This is a genomic window from Chitinophaga sp. Hz27 (genome assembly GCF_042263525.1).
In the GTDB taxonomy this organism is placed as follows: Bacteria; Bacteroidota; Bacteroidia; order Chitinophagales; family Chitinophagaceae; genus Chitinophaga.
In genome coordinates this window covers 384,412-405,856 of the sequence record NZ_JBHKFJ010000008.1, presented here as the reverse complement: position 1 = coordinate 405,856, position 21,445 = coordinate 384,412, and the positions used below count along the sequence as shown (strand labels likewise).

Sequence of the window (21,445 nt, the reverse complement as noted above, 5' to 3'; positions counted from 1 at the left end):
AAGGCGGATTTCTACCACTAAGCGGTGATACGCAAGTGGTCATATAATTCGATATTTTTGCAGTTTAATAGACATTTTAATGGCCATTATAGGAAATCTTATTTCCAGGTCGCTCAGGATCAGGAAAAAGTTCACATTTAAATTAGGAACACCGCGCCAGTACCAGCTGCAGGTGTTACACCGGTTGCTGGAGAAGGCCAAGGATACTGAATTTGGACGCCACTATTCGTTCCAGGAAGTGCTGGATAACCCAAACTTTATCAGCGCTTATAAGGATAAAGTACCTGTGCACAACTACACCAAAATGCATAAAGAATGGTGGTATCGTTGTCTGGAAGGGGAAGAAAACGTTAGCTGGCCCGAAAAGATCAAATATTTTGCGCTGAGCTCAGGTACCTCTGAGTCGGCCAGCAAACATATTCCGGTTACCCGAGATATGTTAAAGACTGTGAAGAAGGTAGGTGTGAAGCAGCTGTACTCCATGGCAAACTTTAACATCCCAGCTAAATCCTACGAAAAGGGGATATTAATGCTGGGAGGTACAACCTCTCTCTTTGAAAAAGGCGACTACTATGAGGGTGATATGAGTGGTATCCAAGCCAAGAATATTCCCCGTTGGTTCCGTCGTTTCTATAAGCCTGGTGGTAAAATCTCCCGTAAACCCAATTGGGAACAGCGTATCAAGCTGATTGTACGCAAGGCCCCTCAATGGGATGTAGGTACTGTTTGTGGTGTGCCTGCCTGGGTACAGATTGTATTTGAAGAAATTATCAAGTACCACGGCGTTAAACATATTCACGAAATCTGGCCGAATCTGGCTATTTATATTCATGGTGGGGTCTCTTTTGAGCCATATCGTGAAAGTTTCCAGAAACTGCTTGGAAAGCCAATTACGTTTATTGAAACCTATATGGCTTCTGAAGGATCTTTCGGCTTCCAGGCCCGTCCAGGAACCAGAGGGATCAAGCTTGTATTGAATGCGGGTATTTTCTTTGAATTTATTCCATTCAATGAAGAGAACTTCGATGCAGAAGGAGAGGTAAAACCGAATCCTAAAGCCTACATGATCAATGAAGTGGTGGAAGATGTGGAGTATGCAGTGATGTTGTCGACCTGTGCCGGCGCATGGCGTTACCTGATTGGCGACGTAGTGAAATTCTCTTCTGTAAAAGAACATGAAATAGTTATTGTTGGTCGTACCAAGCAATTCCTTAGCCTTTGCGGGGAGCATATGAGTATCGACAACATGAATAAAGCAATAGATAATGTCCAGAAAAAACTGGGTATTACTATTAAAGAGTTTACAGTGGCTGGGTTCCCGTATGAGAACCTGTTCGCGCATCGTTGGTATATTGGCACAGACAGCGTTAATGTAGATGCCAGTCGTGTACGCGAGATCATTGATCAAACCCTGGCTGATGTGAATGATGACTATGCGGTGGAAAGAACTTCTGCACTTAAAGAGGTGTTTGTAGAAGTATTGCCTAACGATGTTTTCATAGACTACCTTCGTTGCAAAGGCAAGGAAGGCGCCATGAATAAGTTCCCGAGAGTAATGAAGGGTGACAAGCTGAAGGATTGGGAGAAATTTCTGGAAGGGAAAACCGTAAAGCAATAATCTACCAACGAAGACCAGGAACTTTAAAGCATGATTACAGCAATTGTAGCGGGGCTGGGACTGGGATTAGTTTTGTCAGTGTCGGTAGGCCCGGTGATTTTCGCCATAATAAAATACAGCGTTAACAACGGCTTTAAGGCAGGTATCAGCTTTGCGCTGGGTGTTTCTTTCAGCGATATCATGTTTGTTACTGTAGGAAACCTTTCTACAGCATTCATTGCTGACCTGACCGAATATAACCGTTATATCGGTATTTGTGGTGGTATCTTATTGATAGGCATGGGTTTATACTCATTTCTCTTCAAGAAGGTAAAGATCAGTACTGGCGATGAAAAGCCAGAAATGTTCCGCACCCATGATTACCTTAAAATATGGCTGGCCGGATTTCTAATGAATACGCTCAACCCGGGCGTGATCATCTTCTGGTTACCCATTTGTATAGCTAACAGTGGATTTCCTACATCCTATAAAGTAGCGATGTATGGTATCTGCCTTATCATGGTGGTTTCTATGGATATCCTGAAGGTATTTGTTTCTGACAAGCTGCGTCATAAGCTGACTTTGAACAATGTCACTTGGTTAAACAGGATTTCAGGTGCCAGTATGATTATCTTCGGAGCCGTATTACTGTACAAAATTTTCTTTGATCCAACAGGATTAGGACATTAATTTAATTTTACCAGATAAATGAAAAGGGCTGTCTTTACTAAGTAGAGACAGCCCTTTTTGATATTATGAAATAAAGCAATGTTACCTGATCGTCCATGTTTCGTTTCCTGCAAACAGTTTATCAAGGTCGCCAGGGCCTTTCCTTTCAAGGAGATCGGAAACCTGGAACGCCATGATATCTTCGTAAGTAGGACGATGTGCCTGATAGAACACACCGAAAGGACGTGGTAAATGTCCTTCCACACGAGGATCATCGAACATGCGGGTAAGCAATTGCGCTTTGTAGAAATCATTCTCGTCATGAATCCAGAGATCTGATTCACTGTATTCCGTGCCGAGTTCCACTACTACTGGTCTCAGGCCATCCAGGCGGACGCCTTTATTTTTCTGTGCTCCAAATACCAGTGGTTTACCCTGCTCTACAAAGATAGTTTCGTCTCCTTTGCTGGATTTCTCCGTAAATACTTCGAAAGCGCCATCGTTAAAGATGTTACAGTTCTGGTAGATTTCCAGGAAGGAAGCACCTTTATGTGCGTGGCTACGTTTCAGCATTTCCTGTAAATGCTTAGGATCACGGTCCATACTACGGGCAATGAAGGTCGCATCTGCTCCGAGCGCAAGGGCCATGGGATTGAATGGATGATCGATACTGCCGAATGGTGTGGACTTGGTAACTTTATTTTCTTCAGATGTAGGTGAATACTGACCTTTGGTCAAACCATAAATCTGGTTGTTGAATAACATGATGTTCACGTCAAAGTTACGACGCAGCAGGTGAATGGTATGGTTACCACCGATAGACAGACCATCGCCATCACCAGTTACAATCCATACACTCAGCTCAGGACGTGCAGCCTTCAGACCTGAAGCAATGGCGGTAGCACGACCATGGATCGAGTGCATACCATAAGTATTCATATAGTAAGGGAAACGAGACGAACATCCAATACCGGATACTATAACGATGTTTTCACGTGGTACTCCCAGTGAAGGCATGATTGTCTGAACCTGTTTTAATATAGAGTAGTCGCCGCAGCCAGGGCACCAACGTACTTCCTGGTCAGTTGCAAAATCTTTTGCTGTTAGAGCCTGCGGAGCTATAGTTGCTGTTGACATTTGTATGAGTTAAATATATATTGATCTATGTTGTAAAGTTACGACAGAAGACTGTAAATCCATTATCACTGTGCTGTCAATTCTTCCCAATACTCTGCAGCCCGGCGTGTATGAGGGATCACAATAGTACCGCCCACAATGTTGGCCACTGCAAAAATCTCGTACATCTCTTCGGTTGTAATGCCCTGTTCATGGCACTTTCCAAGATGATATTTGATGCAATCATCACAACGTAATACCATCGATGCCACCAAACCCAGCATCTCCTTGGTTTTAGTGCTCAAAGCCCCTTCTGCATAAGTATTGGTATCAAGGTTGAACAGGCGGTTGATCACCTTATTCTGCTTGCCCAATATCACTTCATTCATCTTCGCTCTATAGTCATTAAACTCCTCAATTGCTTTTCCCATATATATGCTTTTACTATGTGATTTAAATTCATTTCAGGCTCTAAGCTATGAAAGGAATCACAAATATAGATTAATCTACTTGTTAAGTAGACTGTTTGCCCTATAACCTGTATTTATGGATCATAACTAAAAGTTATATCGTTTAGAAATCGGTTAAAAACAGTCTAGGAATTTAATAGACTTTTGTATCTTGAAAGTATAAACCCATTTCAACCAACAATATCTGAATCATTATGATGAAAATGCCTTTTGTCCGAATAGCAGCGGGGTTCCTGCTATTCAGCGGATATGCCAATGCCCAACAAAAGCTGACAGGATTCCCCGATAGTCTTGTTAGCAAACAGGTACAGCTGGAGAAGCAATTTGACCAACAACTGAGTGCCGCCAATATAGGGGCTACTATCAAGGAACTCTCGTCACAGCCACATCACATTAGTTCTGCCAGAGGAAAAGAAGTTGCCGAAGAGATTAAGCGCAGGTTTAATAGCTATGGCTGGCAGGCAGAAATAGTGACCTACCAGGTTCTTTTCCCCATACCCCAGGAAAGAATACTGGAAGTTACTGGCCCCAAACCTTATAAAGCATTGCTGAAAGAGCCGGCCCTGAAGGAAGACGCTACCTCCGGGCAATCAGGCCAGCTACCAACCTATAATTGCTGGAGTCCTGATGGAGATGTTACCGGCAATCTTGTCTTTGTAAACTATGGCCTGCCAGAGGATTATGACTACCTGGCCAGAATGGGCGTGGATGTGAAAGGAAAGATCGTTATTGCTAAATATGGTCGCTCCTGGCGTGGAATCAAGCCGAAAGTGGCACAGGAACACGGTGCAATTGGCTGTATTATCTACTCCGATCCTAAAGACGACGGCTATGTGAGTGGTGAGGTATATCCTAAAGGGGCTTTCAAAAATGAATATGGTGTACAACGTGGTTCGGTAATGGATATGGTAATCTATCCTGGAGATCCGCTGACACCCAATACCGGCGCTACGGCTGATGCTAAGCGTTTGGAACGTCAGGAGGCAACTAACCTGCTGAAAATTCCTGTACTGCCTATCAGCTATCATGACGCCGCACCACTATTGCAGGCCCTAGAAGGCCCTGTTGCTCCAGATGACTGGAAAGGTGGACTGCCGTTCACTTACCATGTAGGACCTGGCATCTCCCCAGTGCATCTTAAACTTAAATTCGATTGGCAACTGCGTCCATGTCATGATGTGGTAGCCAGGTTACAAGGAAGCGAATTTCCCGATGAATGGGTTATCCGCGGCAACCACCATGATGCATGGGTAAACGGCGCCGCTGACCCTATCAGTGGACTCGCCGCGTTGTTGGAAGAAGCCAAAGCTATCGGCGACCTTGCGAAATCAGGTAATCGCCCTCGAAGAACGCTCGTATACTGCGCCTGGGATGGCGAAGAACCAGGGCTGCTGGGCTCTACAGAATGGGTAGAAGACCATGCTTCCGAGTTGCAACAGAAAGCAGTGGCTTATATCAACTCTGACAACAATGGCCGTGGTTTTTTTAATGCCAGCGGTTCACATGCATTGGAAACACTCGTAAATGAAGTGAGTCGTGATGTTGAAGACCCGCAGACACATATCAGTATCCGCGATCGCAGACTAGCGATGGACGTTATGCGTGCTGCCACTCCTAAATTGAAAGCCGATAAATTAGGCAAGAGTACCCTCAATATCAATGCGATGGGTTCTGGTAGTGATTACTCCTCCTTCTTACAGCATCTGGGCGTACCATCATTGGATTACGGCTTTGGTGGCGAAGATCAGGGGGGCGAGTATCACTCTATTTACGATTCTTATGATGATTATCGTCGTTTTAAAGATCCTACTTTTGATTATGGCGTGGCCTTATCGAAAGCAGCCGGTCATACTGTATTGCGTATAGCCAACTCCGTTAACCTGCCTTTTGATTTTCGTAAATTATATGAAACAGTAAATGTTTACGCAACAGAACTGGCAGATCTGGCTGGTTCTATGAGAGAGGCCACCACCATAGAGAACAGATTGATCAATGAAAAGAAATACCTGTATACTACAGATACAGCAAAGCATCTGGCGCCTCCTTCTGTAAAAGATCCGGTGCCTTTCATTGATTTCTCTCCATTGCAAAATGCACTTACTGGCTTAGATACGATTACGCAGCAACTGGCAGCAAGGAAAGGAACGATTAATACGCCAGCTGTAAACAAGGCACTGTATCAGGCGGAACAGCAGTTATTATATAATGAGGGATTGCCCAACAGGCCATGGTATAAGCATACCTTGTATGCACCTGGGTTCTACACAGGCTATGGTGTTAAAACGGTACCTGGTGTAAGAGAAGCGATTGAGCAACGCCGTTGGCATGAAGCGGGCGAACAGATCAAAATTGTAGCCGCAGCGATTACGCGCTTGTCTGATTATTTGAAGCAAAATATTCATTAAAAATAAAAGGATGTATCAAAAGTTTTTTCTTGCCATTACTTGTTTTTGCAACTGATCTCTACTGGGTAGAAAACGCGGTAGGCTAGCGCCCAATGATGGCTTTTGATACATCCGATTTTTTATCTTTTTACGCTTTGTACATAATCTTTAACCCCCTGTACGATCTTCTGCACTAATAATTGCTGAAATGCCGGATCTAGTAAGGCGGCTTCGTCGCCAGGATTGCTGAGGAATAATGTTTCAATCAATGCATCTGGAAATTCTGTAGGGTTATTCAAGATGAAATTGAAGTCTCCGTTGTTACCAAAATCACTCAGACCTGTTTCCAGCAAGCGTTTATGAATAGCTGCACAGAATGCCTCACAGAATGGCTGCCGGTAATAAGTTGCAGTACCAAATACATCTACAGGATTGACAGAAGAGTTGAGATGTATGCTCATCAGTAGGTCAGGATCTACTTGTCTGTAAAATGAAAGCCGCTCTTCATTATTCACAAACTGATCTGTAGTTCTGGTGATAAGCACTTTGGCGCCTTCTTTTTCCAATGCGTTTTTAAGCAAAAGAGAAAGCACAAGCGTGAAATTCTTTTCTACGGCGCCTGTTAGTCCGGTAGCTCCCGGATTACTACCACCATGGCCGGGATCCACTGCAATTGTCATATTGTTGAGTGACAGGTTTTTGGGAATTCGTTTAATCCTTACCGTTAGTCGGTTGCCTTCATAGTAAATTTTATAGCCCCACACATTATGTTTCAGCGATATCATCATTCTGAAAACATCTGGTGCTGGCTGTCCCCAGGCTATCTGAGAAATCTCTTGTGTGTTTTGTAATGCGTTATTGACACGTTGCTCTGCATATGCGCCATGTACATCCACAATTATTTTTCCTGGATCATTGAGTTGTGTGCTTATGTATGGCATACGATCAGAAAGTTCTACGGAGATATAATCATATTTATCATCTCCCCAGATTTTTGCATCTGATATAATGCTTACTGGTACGCCTTCCTGGGCAATCTCTGTATCAAGAAAGGGGATAGGTATGAACGCATTTTGTTTGGAAGAGAGTCTTACTTTATAATATTCTCCTTGCTTACCTACGATCTGTAATAAAACATTTTTATCCAGATATCCGAGTTTGTTGGGGCCCAGACGATCACCTTCTGTTGTGCTGGTGATGTAGGTCATGTTATCGATAGTTCTTCCGGTAGTTATCTTTTCATTTCGCAGATAACGATACCTGTTAGGACTTGTCAGGTAAGCCGTTTCGCCGTTTTTTGTGCGAAGGGTAACTGTTATTTTTCCGTTCAGTAAAGAATCTTCCGCACCTATTATATGTGTACCAACGTAGTAACCAGGCACACCACCAGACTGTGATGCTGGTAGCTCTTTCAACTGTTCATTATTAAACCAACTGGCGGTAGCGCCGGGATAGGCTTTGGTCTTTATTTTCAGTGTATCGCCTTCCAGTAGCTCAAGGTTGCCAGAAGGTCGGATCTCTATAAAATCTATTTTGAAAGTTGTTGTGGGCCGCGGTGCTGGCGCAGGTGTATAGTAGTAAGTAACAGTTTTCGTATATCTGGTACCGGTAGAGTCTTGAGCGTTAACAACAAAAGTACTTTTTCCCTGGACGAGTTCTTTTTTAACAGCAAAGGTGCCGGTAGGGTATACATAAACGCTGTCGTTGTTGATGGTGACTGTGCAACCAATACAAGTACGTCCGGCAATAAATTGTTTACTGCTGCTAACGTTATTCTGGTCGCGGGAAGGAATAGATAATCGAATAGATGCCTGGCCATGTGCCAGTAATGGAAATGATAAGATCGTGAATAGCGATAGTAGTAATTGAGCTAGATGCTTCATGCGCCTTTTTCTTTTGTTCTGGCCAGTTTTTCTGCAAGAGGGCAAAGGTATGAAAGGGGCAGGACAAAAAACCGCCTCTATTGTGTAGAGGCGGTTTTTATATAGAGATGTTATAATTACCAGCTGTATTTGTTATCGGCAATCAGTTTATCGGCGATACGTCTACGGGCATCTTTAGCATTGAATGGTTCTGCTTTGGTAAAGCGTTTGAGGCCGAGGAGCATCATACGTTGTTCATCACCTTCAGCGAAAGCGTTGATAGCATCTTTACCAGATTTGTTGATACGATCTGCTGCATCGTAGATGTAGGTGCGTACCATATCAGCTTGTAATGCGGAAGCAGCTTCGCCTTGTTTTTCTGTTAGTTTGATGAGACGCAGTAGAGCACTTTCTGCAACGAAAGTTTCGATGGCCATGTCAGCGATATCCATGAGGATTTCCTGTTCTGTTTCCAGTTTAGCCATGAGTTTCTGTGCAGCAGCGCCTGCGGCCATGAGTATCGCTTTTTTGAAATTGGCTATTTGCTTTTTCTCTTTACTGAACGGAGTTTCATCATCACTACCAAAATCAGGAATGCTCATCAGTTCTTTCTGAACGTTCATTGCTGGCGTCATAAGATCGATCTTTCCTTTCATGGCACGTTTGAGTGTCATATCGAGGGTGAGCAGTCTGTTGATTTCGTTGGTACCTTCAAAGATGCGGTTGATGCGGGAATCGCGATATGATTTAGAGATGATGTATTCATCTGAGAATCCGTTACCACCGTGGATTTGAACACCTTCGTCTACAACGAAGTCCAGTACTTCGGAGCCATTTACTTTCAGGATAGCGCATTCTACTGCGTATTCTTCAGCGGCGCCGAGCAGTGCTTCGTTGAAGGGTTTGCCGGCGGCCAGGAGTTCTCTTTCCTTATCGTCAATCAGTTGAGCGGTACGGAAAAGGGCTGATTCACAGGCCCAGGCGCGGATGGCCATTTCGGCCATTTTATGTTTGATGGCGCCGAAGTTTGCGATAGGTTGTTTAAACTGTTCGCGTGTTACGGCATATTGTACTGAGGTGGTGATACATTGTTTGGCTGCGCCCAGAGCGGCAGCACAGAGTTTCAGACGTCCGATGTTCAGGATGTTGAAAGCAATCAGGTGTCCTTTACCGATTACGCCTAATACATTTTCTGCAGGAACTTTAGCATCCTGGAAATAGATCTGACGGGTAGAAGATCCTTTGATACCCATTTTATGTTCTTCCGGGCCTAATGTGAAGCCTGGCGTATTTTTCTCAACGATAAATGCTGTGAATTTATCACCATCTATCTTAGCAAATACGGTGAATACATCTGCAAAGCCGGAGTTTGTGATCCAGATTTTCTGACCGTTAAGCAGATAGAATTTACCATCATCAGTAAGTTTGGCGGTGGTTTTAGCGCCGAGTGCATCAGAGCCGGAACCTGGCTCAGTGAGGGCATAAGCGCCTTTCATTTCACCTGTAGCCAGTTTAGGGATATATTTTTGTTTTTGTTCTTCTGTACCGAAATACAGGATAGGCAAGGAGCCGATACCTGTGTGTGCAGCCATTGCAACAGAGAAAGAGTGCCCGGCACCTAACCCTTCGTTGATAATAGTGGCAGTGACGAAGTCTTTACCCAACCCACCCAATTCTTCTGGAAATGCAGCTCCCAAGAGGCCTTGTTCGCCGGCTTTCTCCAACAATGATTGCATCAAACCTTCTTCTTGTTTATCGAGTCTTTCCACTAAAGGAGTAACTTCTTTTTCGATAAACTGGTCAGCCATGTCTTTGATCATCAATTGCTCTTCTGAAAAATCTTCTGGAGTAAATACATCTTCAGGAGCACTTTCTTTTACTAGGAACTCTGCGCCTTTCAGCGCCTGCTTATTTTCAACTGTTGCGTCCATGATATCTGTTTTTGGTAGTTCTGTAATTTAACTAAATAATTGCGAATTATGAATGGCAGTTTCGCAACGTTTTTATAGTTTTAGAATAACCTTAACGATGTTGTGGCGAGTCCTTAACATTCATAAATCGCCATTATTTGCTTATCATTGTCCCCTTTTAGGTTATGTCTGACTTTTATCTACCATATATGAATAGCCGATTTCATGGCACCTGTGAGGGTGATGGAAGTCAGCTGCTCATATGTATTCATGGTTTCGGTGAGTCTGCAGCCAGTTTCAGGCCTCTGACTGCAGAACTGGGAAAAGATTTCATCATTGTCAGTCTGGACATGCCTTTACATGGTCAGACAATCTGGAATGAAAAAAAGGTTTTTGAAAAAACAGACTTGAGCGCACTGCTCGAAATGGTTATGCAACAATATGGATTTCAGCGCTTTTCTTTGCTGGGATATTCCATGGGGGGCCGACTCGCACTCTGTGCTGTAGAAAAGTTGGCGGACCGTATTGATAACCTCATCATGGTTGCTGGCGACGGTTTAAGAAATAATCCCTGGCATTTGTTTGTCACCCAAACAATCATCGGGAATAAAATCTTTAAATACAACGCCTACCATCCCAGCTTCTTTTTCTCTCTGGTCAAAATCTCCCGAAAACTGAATTTATTAAATGAAAGCATTTATAAATTCGTCATGAACAGAATGGACCAACCTGAAAAACGAATACAGGTATATGAAATCTGGACTATCCTGAGAAAAATGATGCCTGATAAAAAACTTTGCAAACAATTATTGGCACGCTATAACGTTAATACGCTGCTGATCTTTGGTAAATATGATCGTGTTATACCACCAGACTTTGGGAAACGCTTTATCGATAGTACGTTTCCTAGTAAAATGCTTATACTGGATAAAGGACATGGACTTATATCCACTCAATTGGGGCTAGTTATCAAATCAAATTTATAAACCCGGATGTATTTTTTCTTAATTCTCATGGTGACGCTGGCCTTGGGCTATGGTGTACTGATGTTATGGTACAGTCTCGGCTGGAAGCGCCTGAAAAATTATACTGTTCCAGTACCACGTATAGGTACAACCCCTGTAACCGTAATCATTCCAGCCAGAGATGAAGCGGATAATATTCCCTCATTGCTGGACGCATTGAAACACCAGACATATCCGGTTAACCTACTGGAAATCATAATTATTGATGATTTCTCTACCGATAATACTGCTGACATTGTACGTAGTTTGGGCGCTGCGAATATTAAGTTGCTGCAAATGAGCCAGCTGCTCGACAAATCGCAGCGATTAAATTCATATAAAAAGAAAGCCATTGAAATGGCTATCGGCCAGGCCAGCGGCTCTCTTATTGTAACCACTGATGCGGATTGTGTAATGGGGCCTAAGTGGATTGAAACTATAGTGCAGTTTTACGAAGACAGGCGCCCGAAATTCATCGCCGCTCCTGTAAGCTTTTTTAAGGAAGATAATTTCTTCAAAAAGTTACAATCACTGGACTTTATGAGTATGCAAGGTATCACTGGTGCTGTGGCGCAATTGCAGTCTGGTACTATGTGTAATGGCGCTAATCTGGCATATGAAAAGGATGCATTCTATGACGTTGGTGGATTCTCTGGGATCGATAAAATCGCTTCCGGAGATGATATGCTGTTGATGTATAAAATCTATAATGCCTACCCTGAGGGCGTAATGTACCTAAGGTCTGAAGATGCTATCGTACGTACGTTACCGGTAGACACCCTGAAAGGCTTTATGAACCAACGTATCCGCTGGTCTTCAAAAGCAGATAAATATGAAGATAAGCGCCTGTTCTGGGTGTTGTTGTTAGTATATTTCTTTAATGTAGGCCTGCTGGCGATGGGCTTAACGGCCATCTTCCTCCCTGTTTTATGGCCATGGCTGCTGATCCTGTTGCTCTTTAAAGTAACAATGGAACTTTATTTCCTCTTACCAGTGGCGCAATTCTTCAACAAAACCGGATTGCTTGTGTATTTTATTCCCGGCCAGATTTTCCATATTCCGTATATTGTTCTGGCAGGATGGCTAGGTAAGTTTGGTTCTTACCAATGGAAAGGACGTAAAGTGAATTAAAATTTCCAGGGATTGTCTACACAACAAACCATACTTAAAAGATTATTGAGAAATAAGGGTGCATTAGGTGGGCTGCTAATCATCGGCTTGTCTGTATTCATCAGTATACTCGCTTATTTCATCTCACCAGATGGCACACCAGATGCTAACAGGATGTTGTTGGAGGTAGAAGGCCAGCGTCCTGGATTTTCTATAGATATACTTGCTATAAAAAAAGAACAGCCGGTACCAGAAAGGAATTTTTTTAGCAAGATGATATCTGGACAACCATCAGCTTATACCTGGGTGCCTATACGCAGCTGGACTTTTAAAGATTCTTTACTGGAAGTACAACGATATATAGACGAAACAACTTCGGCAAGAGAGGTTTACAGGCTGGATGTTATTACATCCGGAATACAGCACGCTTCAAACCAGGACTGGAAGTTACTTCAACAAAAAATTACGGCAGATCAGATATTCAAGCATACCTATTGGCTGGGCACCGACAAATTTGGCCGTGATATCCTAAGCCGGCTTTTGGTTGGCACGAGAGTGAGTCTGGGCGTGGGTATCATTGCGGTGATCATCTCACTCACCATAGGCGTATTGTTAGGGGCTGTTGCCGGTTATTACGGTGGTCGTACGGATGATATGGTGATGTGGCTGGTGAATGTAGTTTGGTCAATGCCTACCTTACTTGTCGTATTTGCGTTGACGTTAGCCCTTGGAAGAGGCTTCTGGCAAGTGTTTATAGCTGTTGGTCTTACCATGTGGGTAGGTGTGGCAAGAATTATCCGTGGGCAGATATTTTCTCTGAAGCAACTGGAGTTCGTAGAAGCCGCCAGGGCATTGGGTTATAAAAATTTCAGGATTATCGTAAAGCATATACTGCCCAATATTATGGGCCCTGTGATGGTGGTGGCTGCCGGTAATTTTGCTACGGCTATCGTTGTAGAAGCAGGACTTAGCTTCCTGGGAGTAGGTGTTCAACCGCCGCAACCATCCTGGGGACTGATGATTAAAGAAAATTATAACTTCATCATCACACATAACCCAATGCTGGCATTAGCTCCCGGAATCGCTATTATGCTGCTGGTATTGGCATTCAATCTTTTAGGAAATGGGCTGAGAGATGCACTGGATGTACGAAGTAAAATTTGACACACATAATAAAAAAGATTAATTTTATAGCTCACCATATCATCGACTAAAATATGCCAGTGAGAACCCTTATGCCTGTTCTAGCAGTTCTATGTTCGATATTTTTTCTTTCCTGCAAGAAGAACAATAAATCAGAAGCTAATCCTGGTAATACCCAGGAAGAGGCGCTGGTATTTACTTTGAACGGTGTGGAAGAAGGTGCATATAACCAGGCATTGGATAGTACGTTTACCTTTAAAGTAACAGTTACATCTAAACTGCCGGCAGCCGGCGTAGCTACAAAGATCAATGTAGTTTCAGATCCGGCTGGGGTAGGGTTGGACCAGGATTCTGTTTCAGCAAGCAAAAATGCCACCTATGATGTGACTTTAAAGCATCTGAAGGAGCTAAAAACATATAAGGTGACCATTACCGTTTCTTCCCTGGGAAATACCGGCAATGCCGCCCCGCCGAAGATTTTTTATATTACCAACAAGAAGCCATTATAACTGGCGCAAGTGAATTGACAGCAATTCCCCTATAGTATGAACGGGGAAAATGCTTTAGGTTTGCAAGCTGGCAGACCAAGACATCCTTTTATGCAAATTGCTGTTAATGCTGCTTGCCTGCGGAGGGATTTACCCGCTGATACAGGTGCAGTAGCCACTCAGATCATATTTACCTTATGCCGGCAGCAGCCGGAGCACACGTTTACCTTCTTTTTTGATGGAGATATTCCCGCTGGTATGGAATTCCCGCCAAACGTAACTCCTGTGGTATTACCCATCAGGGGAGAAAAGGCCTGGCATCTATACTGGTGGCTGGAATGGCAGCTACCGCGCGCCATGAAAGCATTTAATCCGGATATCTACCTGGGACTGGATGGTACATTACCCTTAAGGAGCAAGATACCTGCTACTATATTGTTTAGGGACCTTTCCTTTTTGTTGGATGCAGGTCTTCAATCGCCCAAGCAGCAACGAAATCTGAAGAAGCATCTGATAGATTACCTGTGGAGATCAAGGAGTGTGGCCGTTTTATCTGAAACTGGCGAGAAAGCATTACTGGACTTTGCACCATCTATAAAAAATAAACTCAGCGTGCTGGATATAGGCTTGAGCAATCTATATAAGCCATTGGAGTGGGAAGAGAGAGAAGCGGTGAAGAAAGAGTTTGCCGGCGGTGCGGAATACTTCCTGGTGCCTGCAGCTATTCATCCCCGTAATAATATAATGCCTGTTTTCAAGGCATTTTCAGCGTTGAAAAAGCGGCAGCTGTCCAGTATTAAGTTGGTATTGGTAGGTTCAGCAACACCAGCAGGACAGGAAATTATTGCTGCTATGCCTTCCTATAAGTTCAGGAATGATGTGGTCTGGATCGAGGATGCTGACGATGCTACGCTCGCACGCCTTACTGGTGGCGCCTATGCAATGATATATCCATCCAGGTTAGATGGCCTGCCTTTGCCTATATATGCAGCGCAACAGTGTCAGGTGCCGGTAATTGCTATTGATGGTGATGCGGTGAGAGAAGCAGGAGGAGATAGTACCCTTTTTTCTGACCCGGGCAATATCGATGACCTTACCGATAAAATGAGCAGGATCTATAAAGATGAGCAGCTGCGTTCCTGGCTGTTGTCACAGATCCCGCCTCAGAAGGCTTTCAGTAGCTGGGAGAAGGCAGCAGAGGAGCTGTGGGCCGCCATGACAGGCCCTATTAGCGACAATGGAACGAAAATCCCCAAATGATGCCTATTTTTGTGGCCTTAATTGAAAATCATGAGTACAACATCTAATATAAAAATCCAGGTTGGTCTGGATGAAAATAAATGGCCGGAGACGATTCACTGGAGTGCAACGGATAACAAAGAAGAGCGAATGACTAAAGCGAAAGCGATGATGGTTTCCTTCTGGGATCCGGCTGAGAGAGCGGCCTTACGTATCGATTTATGGACTAAAGACATGATGGTAGACGAAATGGCTGATTTCTTCTTTGAAACCATGATGACCATGGCTGATACCTTTGATAGAGCAACCGGAGAATTTGGAAGAGAGCAGGCGAATGAGCTCCGCACTTTTGCAAAAGGCTTCCAATCAAAGTTACAGGCGAAACTGGCTGAAGAAAATAAACGATAATCCATTAAAATTAACCATATGTCATTAGAACAGAACATCAACGCAGAGATCAAAACTGCGATGCTGGGAAAAAAAGAAGCAGATCTGCGTGCATTGCGCGCGATCAAAGCGGCTATTCTGCTGGCTAAAACAGCGGAAGGCGCTACTGGCGACCTGACCGAAGCGGATGAAACCAAGCTTTTACAAAAGCTTGCTAAGCAACGCAGAGATTCTCTGGAAATCTTCCAGCAACAGAATCGTCAGGATCTTGCTATCAAAGAAGAAGAAGAACTGGTTGTAATCGAGCGTTTCCTGCCTAAACAGATGACAGAAGACGAACTTCGTGTAGCCTTAACAGATATTATTGCAGCAGTGGGAGCCAGCTCTCCTGCTGACATGGGTAAAGTGATGGGAGCAGCTACCAAACAACTGGCCGGTAAGGCAGATGGTAAGGCTATTTCCGCCATGGTAAAGGAATTATTGAAATAATCCTGCTGGCAGGCCGGTAATGGCCTGCCTATTCTCTGCAAAATGCCTATAGACGTAGTATTTGCCATTATACTGGTTTTTGCCATCTACAAAGGGTACACCCGAGGCCTCATCGTGGCTGTATTTTCTCTGGCAGGCCTGATCCTGGGGATGGCTGTCGCACTAAAACTCAGTTCGGTTACAGCATTATATGTGCAGCACCATTGGAAAGTGAACTTCATTTGGCTGCCCGCTCTTTGCTACTTTTGTCTATTCACTGGTGTGGTGTTATTGGTCAGACTTGGAGCTACCGCCCTTCAGGGAATGGTAGAGCTGGTATTTTTGGGTTGGCTGAATAAACTTGCGGGAATTTTATTGTATACCGCGGTATTTATGATAATTTACAGCGTTGTGCTGTGGATGGCGAACCAACTGTACCTGCTGAGTCCTGAAACCAAAATGCAGTCTGTGGTTTATCCTTATATTGAAAAAACCGGCCCTTGGGTAATAGATCATATGGGAAAAGTGATCCCTTTTTTCCATAATATATTTGACCAACTCCAGGCATTTTTTGATAGAGCAGCTCACCATATTCCGTCTGAATGACTTCGTTGCAAAGATTATTTAGATTAATAAAAAGAATTATTTTAGCGTAAAATTGACTTTCAAGATTTGGCAATGGATTACGAAATCAAAACTCAGGGAAAATTTAGTTTTATAGAAGAAGGAGAAGGTGAACCTTTGGTATTGTTACACGGATTATTCGGTGCGTTAAGTAACTTCTCGCATATGATCGAATATTTCAAGCAATATAACAAGGTAGTGATCCCGATGCTGCCCCTGTATGATTTAAATATTCTGGAAACGTCTGTTGGCGGACTGGCTAAATTTGTACACAAGTTCGTAGAAGCCAGAGGCTATACTAATATTCACCTCCTCGGAAACTCTCTGGGTGGACACGTAGCACTGGTATACCTGCTGAAACATCCAGAAGCCCCGGTAAAATCCCTGATCCTTACTGGTAGCTCCGGCCTGTTCGAAAATGGAATGGGTGAAACCTATCCTAAACGCGGAGACTATGAATATATCCGTAAGAAAGCAGAACTCACTTTCTATGATCCGAAAACCGCTACCAAAGAACTGGTAGACGAAATGTTCGAGATCGTGAACAATAGACTTAAAGTTATTAAAATCATTACCCTCGCTAAATCAGCTATCCGCCACAACCTCGGCGATGAACTGCGCGAGATCCAGCAGCCTACAATGTTGATCTGGGGTAAAAACGATACCATCACACCACCAATGGTTGCTGAAGAGTTCCAAAAACTGATCCCTAATTCCGAACTGGAGTTTATCGATAAGTGCGGACACGCGCCAATGATGGAAGTACCGGAAGAATTCAATAAAATCCTCCATAACTTTTTAGAGCGTTTAAAGAACAAAAGTGCCAACTAATTGGTATAGAATAGTGTAACTGCGCTATGTTAATGCAGTGTCGCTTAACGTGCCTGTTCGTGGAATTTCTTTTTCTGTTGGGAATTTCTTTGTTATTATTGTAGTAAGAATACACGACGATGATTGCCAGAGAACTCATATCTACCACCATACCCGTACTGCATCCTTCGGATACAGGCGTGGAGGCTTTGAGGTTGATGAACGAGTTACATCTTACCCAACTGCCACTGGTAGTGGATAATAAGTATATGGTCCTCCTCGACGAAGATGCCCTTCTGGACCTCAACAATCCAGACATCACGTTGGCGTCCATAGAAAATGATGGCTTTAAACCCGCAATTCCAGAACAGGCGCATATCTTTGAAGCACTCAAACTCTTCAACGAATTTAAATTAGCTGTACTGCCTGTAGTCTCCAAAGAAAATGACTACCTCGGTTCTGTTACAAAAGAAACACTGATAGGCGCACTCGCTCAATTTAACGGCGTTAAAGAAGTAGGTGGCCTGCTAGCTTTAGACCTCGATCCCAGAGATTATAGTCTCAGTGAAATCGCCAGGATCGCAGAATCCAACGATATCAGTATTCTTAGCGTGCAAACTCTTACTGATCCTGCAACCGGCAGACTGGAAGTACTTCTTAAAACCAATCGCATGGAGCTGCAATCTCTTGTAGCCACCTTCGAAAGATTTAACTACCAGATCAAATATCTCATCTCCGAATCTCCTGAAGAGGATGCCGTTAAAAAGAATTACGACCTGCTGATGAATTATATCAGTATGTAATTCCCATTTCCTTATATTTGGTTTTGTTCATTAATTTCTAACGCCTACATGCTGAGACGCTGCTGCTTTATGCTGGCTTTACTATGCCTGCTCGGAAATGTGTTGCCTGTGGCAGCTCAGGATGCTACCGGTACAAGCGATAAAGATAAAGGCGGCTTTCTGATCGTCAGAAGTGTAATCATCACAGGTAATAAGAAAACCCGGACCTCCATTATTCTTCGTGAAATAAATACGGTGCCGGGAGATACCATCTACCTGAAGGACCTCGCCGAAACGCTGGAAAAACACCGTAAGCAAATCCTTAATACATCACTGTTCCTCAACGTAACTGCCAATGTGAAAAACTGGAGCGGAGAAGAAGCCGACCTGGTTTTTGATGTCTGGGAGCGTTGGTATACCATTGCTATGCCCATATTTAAGCTGGCCGACAGAAACTTTAACCAGTGGTGGGTAGAGCAGGGGCACAGTCTTAGTCGTGTAAACATTGGCGTTAGAGGCACCCAGGGAAACCTCACCGGCCGCAATGATGCCCTCAATGCCGCTATCCAGTTCGGCTATACGCAGCGACTACAATTACAATACAGTGTTCCCTACATAGATAAAAGCTATAAACATGGATTGGGAGTATTGTTTTCCTACAGCAGGAACCACGAGGTAAATGACAGTACTTCCTTTAATAAGCAAGTATTTTTTAAGCAAGATGATTATGTAAGGCAGATTTATACTGCCGGACTCAGTTATAGCTATCGCCCGGGTATTAATACCAGGCACCAGGTATTCCTGAACTATAACTACGAGCGTGTAGCCGATTCCGTCGCTATCCTGAACCCCAACTATCTCGGTAATGGACGGACGAGTGTGAATTATATCGATCTGATATATAGAATAAATTATATACATGCAGATAGCTGGGTATATCCGTTAAAAGGGATTCATGTGCTGGGAGAGATAGGAAAGCGTGGTCTTTTCGGATTGAATGATGTACATGATGTACATATACGCCTAAACGTAGCCAAGTACTGGCAGGTATATAAGAAAACCTTTTTCGCGATGGGGATACGGAGCCTGGTTAAGTTTGGCGCCGACCAGCCTTATATGAATAAGCAGGCAATCGGGTACAATGATGATTACTTACGAGGGTTGGAGTATTATGTAGTGGATGGAACCAGTTTCGCCATACTGAAAGCAACCGCCCGTCAGGAGGTCTTTTCAACCCGTTTCAAATTGCCCATTGTGCCTAAGAAATTTGCATATGTGCCGCTTCGCCTTTTCCTCAAAATCTATGGTGATACTGGTTATAGTTACGATAAATTCCCAGGGAATGGCGTCCTCAGTAACAGGATGTTGTATTCCGGTGGATTCGGTATGGACATCGTTTCTTTCTATGATACCTGTCTCCGTATTGAATACAGCTTTAACCAGTTAGGGCAAAAAGGACTATTTTTACATGCGAGTATAGATATGTAAAGCAAAAACAGATATGCAGGTAGCACTTTATAGCCGTGGTTTTATTACTGAAGATATTTCTAACATCCGTTTATTGTTGGATGAGCTGGAACGTGCTGAAATATCGTCCATAATTTACGAACCATTCCTGCGTACGTTGGAGCAACATATTACCTTTGAAGAGCCCCTGGAGGTATTCTCCCGTGCAGAAGATCTTCCTGGTAAGATCGACTTCCTGATCAGTTTAGGCGGCGACGGTACCTTACTGGATACTGTTTGCTATGTCCGAGATACTAATATCCCGGTGATAGGTATCAATTTCGGGCGACTTGGATTCCTGGCAAGTATAGGCAAAGATGAAATTCATGACCTGGTACAGGCGCTGTTGCACCGTACCTACATCGTAGATCAACGTAGTCTCCTGCACCTGGATTCCAATATGCCTTTGTTTGGAGAAATCCCATATGCCCTGAACGAGTTTACCATCCACAAGAAGGACACCTCTGCGATGGTAAAGATCCATACTTACCTGAATGGTGAATTTTTAAATACCTATTGGGCCGATGGGCTGATCGTATCTACTCCCACCGGATCTACGGGCTATTCTCTTAGCTGTGGCGGACCTATCGTATTCCCTGATGCCGGAAACTTTGTAATTACCCCGGTAGCACCCCATAATCTGAATGTTCGGCCAATTATAGTTCCGGATAATAATGTGATATCTTTCGAGGTAGAGGGCCGTAGTGACCAATTTTTGTGTACCCTTGATTCCCGTATGGAAACAATCGGCAGCAGTGTGCAGCTGGCTATACGAAAAGAGACCTTCAAACTGAGTCTTTTAAGACTGGATGACAGTAATTTCCTGCATACCCTGAGAAATAAGCTGTTGTGGGGTATAGATGCCCGAAATATGATCAAGATAAACAGCTGACAAAAATTTCCACCATCTCATATTAAATAAATAGGGCATTATTGCGTTTAAGTATAACTGATTTATGCTGAAAACTTTTTTATATCCTGGAAAATTCGTCTTTGCGTTACTGTTAGCAACAGTCCCTATGCTGGTACAGCGGGCTGCCGCTCAGAATGAGCTGCAGTATGTAGGGGAGCTGGGGATATCAGCCGGAACAGCACAATATTTCGGGGACCTGAATACCAGAAGGGCTTTAAATGCTATGAAACCTGCTGTAGGTATATACTATCGTAAGTATATGAATGACTACATTGGGGTGAGGGCTCATTTCCGGTATATGCAGCTGGGTTATTCAGATACATATAATAAGAATGAGTTTCAGCACAGGAGGAACCTGAGTTTTAATACTGATTTGTTCGAACTGGCATTACAGGGAGATTTTAATTTTTTCAGATTTGAGCCTGGGAGCCTTGACAAGCGGTTTTCGCCATACTTTACGGGAGGGGTGAGTGGTTTTCACTTTAACCCTTACGCCTATCTGGATGGCAAGAAATATTATCTGCAACCATTACATACAGAAGGTCAGGGAACAGCTTTGTATCCCGACCGAAAGCCTTACAGCCTGCTGTCCTATGCGTGGTTGGTAGGGGGAGGATTCAAATATAATCTATCAAGAAAAGTTAATGTCGCTATTGAGGCGTTGTACAGGTACACCGAAACGGACTACCTGGATGATGTAAGTACAACGTATGCGGGACCCGGCGCTTTTCCGCCAGGGTTGGACGGTCAGCCGTCTGTAGCCTCTCAATTGCAAGACAGGTCGGGGGCTGTGGGTACCCCAATCGGTGTACAAGGCCGCCAGCGTGGCAATAGCCGGGATAAGGACCAGTACTTGACGATAGAGTTATCAATTAGCATATTATTTACCTCCTATCACTGTAAATTTTAGATACCTTTGCCCGACTTTCTACCAGAGGGCTAACTTTCCCGTTAAACGGTCGA

20 protein-coding genes are annotated in these 21,445 nt (G+C 43.7%); 16 read left to right on the top strand and 4 right to left on the bottom strand.

The window, feature by feature from the left end; genetic code table 11:
- Positions 1-79 precede the first annotated feature (79 nt).
- Together ACE38W_RS20860 and ACE38W_RS20855 are read left to right on the top strand one after the other, a co-directional pair.
- Positions 80-1,618 (top strand): GH3 auxin-responsive promoter family protein, encoded by a 1,539-nt coding sequence (locus ACE38W_RS20860; protein WP_375834186.1) that lies wholly within the window; start codon positions 80-82, stop codon positions 1,616-1,618.
- 30 nt (positions 1,619-1,648) lie between these two features.
- A complete protein-coding gene (locus ACE38W_RS20855; protein ID WP_375834183.1) occupies positions 1,649-2,287 on the top strand; it encodes a LysE family translocator in 639 nt (212 codons plus the stop codon).
- A gap of 81 nt (positions 2,288-2,368) precedes the next feature.
- Here the strand turns inward: ACE38W_RS20855 and ACE38W_RS20850 are convergent, their stop codons facing one another.
- Together ACE38W_RS20850 and ACE38W_RS20845 are read right to left on the bottom strand one after the other, a co-directional pair.
- Entirely contained in the window at positions 2,369-3,403 is a 1,035-nt protein-coding gene (locus ACE38W_RS20850) for a 2-oxoacid:ferredoxin oxidoreductase subunit beta (RefSeq protein ID WP_375834181.1), read from the bottom strand.
- A 65-nt stretch (positions 3,404-3,468) separates the two neighbouring features.
- The gene (locus ACE38W_RS20845) at positions 3,469-3,813 is read right to left on the bottom strand and encodes a carboxymuconolactone decarboxylase family protein (protein ID WP_375834178.1); all 345 of its coding nucleotides are present in this window, start codon (positions 3,811-3,813) and stop codon (positions 3,469-3,471) included.
- Between the two features lie 233 nt (positions 3,814-4,046).
- On the opposite strand from ACE38W_RS20845, the gene ACE38W_RS20840 reads away from it, so the two are divergent.
- Complete coding sequence (locus tag ACE38W_RS20840; protein WP_375834176.1) at positions 4,047-6,257, top strand: transferrin receptor-like dimerization domain-containing protein; 2,211 nt, start codon at positions 4,047-4,049, stop codon at positions 6,255-6,257.
- 119 nt (positions 6,258-6,376) lie between these two features.
- Here the strand turns inward: ACE38W_RS20840 and ACE38W_RS20835 are convergent, their stop codons facing one another.
- Both ACE38W_RS20835 and ACE38W_RS20830 read right to left on the bottom strand, forming a co-directional pair.
- Positions 6,377-8,119: an N-acetylmuramoyl-L-alanine amidase gene (locus ACE38W_RS20835; RefSeq protein WP_375834174.1), complete on the bottom strand. Its 1,743-nt coding sequence runs from the start codon at positions 8,117-8,119 to the stop codon at positions 6,377-6,379.
- Positions 8,120-8,235: 116 nt separating this feature from the next.
- Complete coding sequence (locus ACE38W_RS20830) at positions 8,236-10,029, bottom strand: acyl-CoA dehydrogenase family protein (RefSeq protein ID WP_375834171.1); 1,794 nt, start codon at positions 10,027-10,029, stop codon at positions 8,236-8,238.
- Between the two features lie 188 nt (positions 10,030-10,217).
- Between ACE38W_RS20830 and ACE38W_RS20825 the strand changes: the two genes are divergently transcribed.
- The 13 genes from ACE38W_RS20825 (at position 10,218) to ACE38W_RS20765 (ending at position 21,392) form a co-directional block, all read left to right on the top strand.
- Complete coding sequence (locus tag ACE38W_RS20825) at positions 10,218-10,994, top strand: alpha/beta fold hydrolase (RefSeq protein WP_375834168.1); 777 nt, start codon at positions 10,218-10,220, stop codon at positions 10,992-10,994.
- A 6-nt stretch (positions 10,995-11,000) separates the two neighbouring features.
- Positions 11,001-12,143, top strand: coding sequence for a glycosyltransferase (locus tag ACE38W_RS20820; protein ID WP_375834165.1), 1,143 nt, complete (start codon positions 11,001-11,003; stop codon positions 12,141-12,143).
- 12 nt (positions 12,144-12,155) lie between these two features.
- Positions 12,156-13,286: an ABC transporter permease gene (locus ACE38W_RS20815; RefSeq protein ID WP_375834162.1), complete on the top strand. Its 1,131-nt coding sequence runs from the start codon at positions 12,156-12,158 to the stop codon at positions 13,284-13,286.
- Positions 13,287-13,357: 71 nt separating this feature from the next.
- Complete coding sequence (locus ACE38W_RS20810) at positions 13,358-13,774, top strand: hypothetical protein (RefSeq protein ID WP_375834160.1); 417 nt, start codon at positions 13,358-13,360, stop codon at positions 13,772-13,774.
- A 36-nt stretch (positions 13,775-13,810) separates the two neighbouring features.
- Complete coding sequence (locus tag ACE38W_RS20805) at positions 13,811-15,013, top strand: glycosyltransferase (protein ID WP_375834157.1); 1,203 nt, start codon at positions 13,811-13,813, stop codon at positions 15,011-15,013.
- A 30-nt stretch (positions 15,014-15,043) separates the two neighbouring features.
- Positions 15,044-15,400 carry a gliding motility protein GldC gene (gene gldC / locus ACE38W_RS20800; RefSeq protein WP_375834155.1) on the top strand — a complete coding sequence of 119 codons (357 nt, stop codon included), beginning with the start codon at positions 15,044-15,046 and terminating at the stop codon, positions 15,398-15,400.
- An 18-nt stretch (positions 15,401-15,418) separates the two neighbouring features.
- Positions 15,419-15,868: a GatB/YqeY domain-containing protein gene (locus tag ACE38W_RS20795; RefSeq protein WP_375834153.1), complete on the top strand. Its 450-nt coding sequence runs from the start codon at positions 15,419-15,421 to the stop codon at positions 15,866-15,868.
- A 42-nt stretch (positions 15,869-15,910) separates the two neighbouring features.
- Positions 15,911-16,453, top strand: a complete 543-nt coding sequence (locus ACE38W_RS20790; RefSeq protein ID WP_375834150.1) for a CvpA family protein — start codon at positions 15,911-15,913, stop codon at positions 16,451-16,453.
- Between the two features lie 72 nt (positions 16,454-16,525).
- A complete protein-coding gene (locus ACE38W_RS20785; RefSeq protein ID WP_375834147.1) occupies positions 16,526-17,302 on the top strand; it encodes an alpha/beta fold hydrolase in 777 nt (258 codons plus the stop codon).
- Between the two features lie 119 nt (positions 17,303-17,421).
- Positions 17,422-18,084, top strand: coding sequence for a CBS domain-containing protein (locus tag ACE38W_RS20780; RefSeq protein WP_375834144.1), 663 nt, complete (start codon positions 17,422-17,424; stop codon positions 18,082-18,084).
- A gap of 48 nt (positions 18,085-18,132) precedes the next feature.
- Positions 18,133-19,551, top strand: a complete 1,419-nt coding sequence (locus ACE38W_RS20775; protein ID WP_375834142.1) for a POTRA domain-containing protein — start codon at positions 18,133-18,135, stop codon at positions 19,549-19,551.
- A gap of 13 nt (positions 19,552-19,564) precedes the next feature.
- A complete protein-coding gene (locus ACE38W_RS20770; protein ID WP_375834139.1) occupies positions 19,565-20,461 on the top strand; it encodes an NAD kinase in 897 nt (298 codons plus the stop codon).
- A 64-nt stretch (positions 20,462-20,525) separates the two neighbouring features.
- Complete coding sequence (locus ACE38W_RS20765; RefSeq protein WP_375834136.1) at positions 20,526-21,392, top strand: DUF6089 family protein; 867 nt, start codon at positions 20,526-20,528, stop codon at positions 21,390-21,392.
- Positions 21,393-21,445 lie beyond the last annotated feature (53 nt).